This window comes from Nonlabens sp., assembly GCF_051251825.1.
Lineage (GTDB): Bacteria > Bacteroidota > Bacteroidia > Flavobacteriales > Flavobacteriaceae > Nonlabens.
The window spans coordinates 1-6048 of record NZ_JBPOGG010000029.1 but is presented as its reverse complement, the minus strand read 5'-3'; the positions used below and the strand labels follow the sequence as shown (position 1 = coordinate 6048).

The 6048-nt window shown below is 31.5% G+C and carries 6 protein-coding genes; all 6 read right to left on the bottom strand.

The features are described from left to right. Nucleotides 1–166: 166 nt before the first annotated feature. The 6 genes from ACSHWW_RS14150 to ACSHWW_RS14125 all read right to left on the bottom strand — a co-directional run bounded on the left by ACSHWW_RS14150 (nucleotide 167) and on the right by ACSHWW_RS14125 (nucleotide 5774). A complete protein-coding gene (locus tag ACSHWW_RS14150) occupies nucleotides 167–670 on the bottom strand; it encodes an SHOCT domain-containing protein (protein ID WP_435683123.1) in 504 nt (167 codons plus the stop codon). A 563-nt stretch (nucleotides 671–1233) separates the two neighbouring features. Beyond that, on the bottom strand, nucleotides 1234–2250 hold the full coding sequence (locus ACSHWW_RS14145) for a hypothetical protein (protein ID WP_435683122.1): 1017 nt from the start codon (nucleotides 2248–2250) through the stop codon (nucleotides 1234–1236). A gap of 200 nt (nucleotides 2251–2450) precedes the next feature. Continuing rightward, nucleotides 2451–2759 (bottom strand): hypothetical protein, encoded by a 309-nt coding sequence (locus tag ACSHWW_RS14140; RefSeq protein WP_435683121.1) that lies wholly within the window; start codon nucleotides 2757–2759, stop codon nucleotides 2451–2453. Nucleotides 2760–2763: 4 nt separating this feature from the next. Continuing rightward, nucleotides 2764–3048 (bottom strand): helix-turn-helix domain-containing protein, encoded by a 285-nt coding sequence (locus tag ACSHWW_RS14135; RefSeq protein ID WP_435683120.1) that lies wholly within the window; start codon nucleotides 3046–3048, stop codon nucleotides 2764–2766. 116 nt (nucleotides 3049–3164) lie between these two features. Further along, the gene (locus tag ACSHWW_RS14130) at nucleotides 3165–4433 is read right to left on the bottom strand and encodes a hypothetical protein (protein ID WP_435683119.1); all 1269 of its coding nucleotides are present in this window, start codon (nucleotides 4431–4433) and stop codon (nucleotides 3165–3167) included. Nucleotides 4434–4496: 63 nt separating this feature from the next. Next, nucleotides 4497–5774, bottom strand: coding sequence for a phage integrase SAM-like domain-containing protein (locus ACSHWW_RS14125; protein WP_435683118.1), 1278 nt, complete (start codon nucleotides 5772–5774; stop codon nucleotides 4497–4499). Between the last annotated feature and the right edge of the window lie 274 nt (nucleotides 5775–6048).

The window sequence follows — 6048 nt, the reverse complement described above, 5'->3', positions numbered from 1 at the left end:
GGTGGAATTGGTAGACACGCTAGACTTAGGATCTAGTGCCGCAAGGTGTGAGAGTTCGAGTCTCTCCGCCTGTACAAGTAAAAACCTCAACATTCTAGTTAATAGATAGTTGAGGTTTTTTGATTATTAAATTTGTACGATTTATGTATGGTAACATTTGTTAACCTTATTTTTCGGACGCTAGGACTTTTTGTTTTTCTGCTTCGTATTCATCCTTATTTAATACTCCATCGTCATAAAGGTCTTTTAGTTTTTTTAGCTTATCATACTTGTCGGACTCGTTTATAACTACAGGAGAAGGGGAGGTTGTTTGAGTGCATGGTGTAACTTCACAGGTTCTTATGGCATTAATTATGTCTATATGAACTAATAGCAATCCTTTTCTTGCAACGAACTTTACACCTGTTCGTCTCTTTCCGTTGTATTTTTCAATTCCAATAATTTTAAAAACTCTATTAGCTAAATGTCTACCTCCACTTTTGCTGTCATCCTGAGCCATTGGTGTGGTTACATAATTAAATGCCCCGTTTGTGTCTGAGCCTACATTTAATTGTATTTCATCTTTGAGGCGATAAGTCACTCCATTATCTGCTTTATAAATACCTATTTGTTTTTTCTGAGCGTTTCCAGAAACTATGAATAATAAGAAAACAAATGCTAAATTCCTCATTGCTAAATGGTTTGGGTTACAAAAGCAATATTACGAATAATTCAAAGTATTAACTTACAGAATTACGTAAATAACTGGAGTATGGTATTTGTTAAAAGGTCAGATTTAATAATTGAAAGTAACAGCGAGGTTTTAACGATGCAATTCAAATTTACAATGTCATTGGTAGACCCTCATACGAATCAAGTAGCATATCGCATTTAAGGAGCTGATTCTTTAAGCTGTCAACTTGCTTTTGTAGTCTAATGTTTTCTTTTTGAATTTCTTTGTTTGTAGAATCTATTTGACAAGATGAAATTAAAAGTAAGGAAAATAGAAGGACGAGTGTTTTCATTCTTACAAGATAAGAAATATGGTAAACCTAAAATTTGCAGTGCTTATTAATTAGTTACACTATTAGAAACTGTTTTGTAGAATACCTAGCCGTAATCTAGCCGTGACCTTACCGTATAACATTTTTCATAGTATTTGACCCGTACGCGCGTATTGTTTTGATTTTCTCTCTAATTTAATATTGTTGACCTTACATAGTGTTCTTGTTAAGAATAATTCACCTCAACTAATTATAATCTAGGTCTTTTTTGATTAATTGAGTCAGGTTCAATTATGGTATGTTTCATATAGTCTTTGAGGGTATTGGATTCCCCTATATTTGAAGTGTAAAGTATTACCTCAGGCGCAATTTCTAAAAGTTGGTAAAAGGTTACCCTATTGTTTTCTAATTGTTCTAGTAACTGTTCCTTCAAATTATCGGAATTATTTCTTATGATATTACTAAGTAGCTTTTTCTTGGTGTCTCTTTTTGAGGGTTTTAATTTTGTCCAATATCTAGGGTTCGAATAATCTTTGATTCTTGCCTTATCTATTTTTGAAAGGTTTGTTTTAATTATACTGTTATCATAGTACAAGACTTTATTCAGAATTTTAAATAGAAATTTAAAAGCTTTGTCTAATGTTTCGGTTGTTATGTCTGCCATGGTGCTTAGACCAATTTCTTTTTTTTGACATTGCATTTTAGTTACTTTAATTTCTAGTCTTAGGGTATTAAATTGCATATTATACTGATTACCTTTATTGTACACCTTTATTATGTATTGACTATGTTTTGATTGAGCATAATAGCCATTGTAGTTGTAATCAAACGCTTTTCCCATGTACATCAGTAAGCCTGTTATAAATGTTTGAGGGTCAAATGATGTGGTTAAATTTTGTCCATATTCTACATTTTGAAGTATCATTTGGTTAGTAGGCACGTTGAAAAGGTTAGCCAAATGATTTCGCGTAAAATCGATTTGTGTATAATTAAATTGATTGCCATTAAACCCTTTATAATTTATCTGTGATTTTTTATTTGGAGCTTCTATGCCTGTTATTGAGTTATGTAGTTTATGTATACTACCTTGAAATATAACTACGTTACAATCATAAATAGTTATTTTGCAATGATGGTATTCGCAAATAGTTTTATTGTCTAAAAGGCCTGTTTTTTCAGAAACGGTTCTTCTAAACTCTAAGTTAGAATTCTCCAAGAGTAATTTGACATCGCAGCTATCAATTTTCAGTTTTATGTAGTCAATCATTATGCTTTAGTGCGCTATTTATTAATGGTAGGCTTTTAGCGGTTGTTACGGCCTCAAATAACTTTTTTTACAGATTGAGACGAGTTGCTAGAAGTTTTGATAAGAGTTTGTTACAAGTCAGCTATGGTGGTCAAAAGACCGCCTTTATGATTCGTTTGTAATAGATTTCCTGAGAAGTCTTTCAGCGTTTTCTTTTCAGATTAAAAAAGAGTTAGCTGATTGGATTTTGGAAATAAATCTTGATTAGTTGTTATTGATTGAACAAGACGATTGGAGCGATGGCATTTTATTTGACCAACAACAGCTGCTCTACCTTCTTTAATCCAATCATAGATAGTTTGCGTTACCATATAGGTCTGGTCTGTATAGCCTAATTTAGTGGCTGCCATTCTTCTGCTACATGGCTCATCAAACAATAAATTGAAAAGTGCTCTTTTAAACTCTTGTTGATTTAGGTTATGACGATTGTTTACCATCGAACTATTAAGACTACTTGTATTATCTCGCATAGCCTTATTTTTTTAGAAGTATTAAACAATCTAATAATTCGCTACGCTTGTAATATCGTCTTGAGCCAATTCCGTAGGCTTTAACTTTCCCTTTATTGCTCCAAGACCATAGGGTGCTAGAGTCAATTTTTAAAAACTTACAGGTTTCATCTCTGGTAAGTAGTTCGTCGTTCGCTTCCTTGGCTTGAAGTTGTTTTTGAAGTTGCTCAAATCGATAGCTTAATTTTTCATCGATGAGGTTGCCTAATTCTTGTGGTGTTAGGTCTTGAAGTAAGATTGAATTTTTCATTTCTCTATTTTAACAGCAATGATTCTTTCAAATGCTGGAAGCAAATAGACGATTCAATCAAGGGTAATAAAAGAGTAGAAAAACGTGTTTTAGGTGTTTTTTGCGTGTTTTATAAATTAATGCAATGAATCTTCAAAATTCATTCGATGTTCGTTTATTGTAGGATATTCTTTTTCATTGTATTTGGTTGGAGCTTTATCAAAATTTTTTATTTTGACTTTATAGTTTACTTCAATAAAAGTTATGTAATCCTTTTTTGTTGATTTTAAAACATATTTGTTTGAGTCATATTCTTTCAGATAAAACCAAATGTTTGTAAGCTCTCTTTTTTTTGATTTGTAATAGTTATCATGTAGGTATTTGAAAAGTTTAAAACAGTCTTCGTTCCATAGATTTGGGTTGTGCGTTGGGTGCGAGCTATCAATTTCTTGTGAATAGTTGTTGAGTTTGTTTTCTTTTTTTTCATGAAACCATTCAATTTCTAACTCCTTTACTAGCTCGTCTATGTTGAAAGTTAATGCACTATAATAACCTAACTGCTCAACACCTTTTAGACTTATACTTTTATATGATACGCTCTTTACAAAACTACACCCCTTGGCATAGGGAGTAGAATCAAAAACATTGTTTAAGTCTCTCAAGTCTTTTTTGAAGTAAATATGTTTTAATCTTTGTAAGTATGTTTGGTCTAAAGTTCTGTTTGCTGGTAGGTAATAATCTTCTTCCCAAGTTTTTTGGCCATTTTTATACCCTTTAAGGTAATATAGTTCGAATGTGTCTGCGTCAATGGAAATGTGATGGTCTGTGAAAAGGGATATTTTTAAATCTTCAACATCAGAATTAAAAGATTGGGTTATTGTATTTCTTATTTTAACATTATTATTTATTTCATTGTTGACTATTTTTGCTGCGGTAAAAAACCATGTTAAATTTGAATTACAGACGTTCATTTTATTTAAGACTATTGCAAAACTTCCTTCATCATTTTTGAATAAACTAGTTAAATAGGGGAATTTTATACTTTGAAAAGCTTCAACATATGTATGGATGTCCAATAATTTGTCTTCATAATCAACATAAATATCTTCCAGACCATTGAAGTTTATTATTAAAGTTTCGTATTCTTTTAATAATACTTTATACTTGGTAGCTTCTTGTTTTTGGTATAGCTGTTCAAGATGGTCAGCTACATCATACTTAAGCTCTGTCTTAAGCTTGTCTTCTATTGTACAGTAGATGTATTTGTAACCCTCAAAATAATTGTAAAGAACTTTGGTAACTCTTGAATAATCTTCTATTAAGAATTTTTTAATATCATCTGTTAGCAAGTACTTTTTTTGCTCAAGATATTTTTTTGCTAATGGCTTTTTTGTAGGTATTATCATTTTAGTAATTAAAATTTATACTAACCGATTGGCCTTCTGTAATAGTTCTGAAATACTCAAGGTTTAATTAAAATAATCGTAAGCGTCTAAAGCCTTGTCTTCAATACTCTTTTGCAAGTAATTTAAAAACATTTTTTCAGAACTATGTCCTGATATTGCGATTAAATATGAAGTTGGTACTTTACTATAGTAATTAGTGCAAAAGCTTCTGCGACCTATATGGCTTGAAACCAGCTGCCACTTTGGATAATTACCCACAACATCTCTATAAATACCTTTTTTCTTGTTGTCTGACTCAATATTAATGCGCTTTTTGCCTTCGCATAGTTCGTTGAATTTAGCTTCCTTGCATACAAGTTTTATGTAATCGTTGTACTTCTGGTCTGAAATAGCTCGTGGAAAATTACCATTTCTTTTTTCTAAAACATTTCTAACTTCTTTCAATAGAGGGATTGTTAAGGGTTTGTCTGTTTTTTTTTGTCGAAATTCCAGCAAATATTTGTCCTCTTTAACACGTATCATAGATTTATTGAATTTCATAAAATCGGAAACTCTTTGACCTGTATAGCAGCTTATTATAAGCCAATCACGTGCATTCGCTAAATGTTCGTGTGATAAATTAAGATTTTTGATTATTTCCAGTTCTTCTGTATTCAGATAAATGTGCTTAATTACCTGACGTTTCATTTTTAGTCCATCCAATTGATAATGTGTTTCAAGACCAGAATGTTTAGCGTGATAGCATATTGTCTTAATTAAAACAAGCTCTCGTTGCTGGGTATTATGTGAGTATTGCTCTTTATTGCTAAACTCTTGAAATTCCTTCTTAAATTGTTCGTTAATATTTTTGATTTGAAACTTAGTCCCAAAATGTTTTTCCATACGCTGTAACTTATGTTTTGTTACTCTTATGCGCCTTATTGCTTTAGGTGTGAAATCATTCTTTTTGAAATCAATGTAGTAATCAATATAGTTTACTAAATCAAGAGGTATCGATACATCGTGGTTTGGGTTGTAGTAATTTCTAATTGTTTCCTGTAACCAGAGCTTGGTTATTTCACTAATATCAGTTTCGTGAAATTTCTCAAGTATATTCTTTTCAATATTGGTTAATTGAGTTTTAACTTCTGAAATTTTATTGATTAATTCAATGTCTGATAACCTTTTAAGATTGTGTTGTTTGTTCCAATAGTCCCTACTTACTCTTAATTGTGTTTTGGCGCCTAAAGTATAATCAGTGTAACCTCCATTCTTACTTTCATCTTGCACTCTGTATAGCAGTCGAACGTTTAAAGAAGCTTCACTCTTGGTAGAACGGTATAGAAAATTAACGGTAGCCATGATTTGAAATTTTTAGATGTACCATGCTAAAATACTATTTTTGTACGATTTTTGTACGGTGTGTTACAATGTGATTCAATCTCATTAGTACAAATCCAAACAGCGTATGGTTCTTTTAAGTGCCTTTTTGATTGGTTTTATGAAGTAACTGTAGCATTTGTAGCGTATGTCTAATTGTTTAGATTTGAGTAGTTGTACTCTCTCCGCCTGTACAACGAGAAGCCTTTCAGGAAACTGAGAGGCTTTTTTTATGGAGTGTTTTTAAATATTAGAC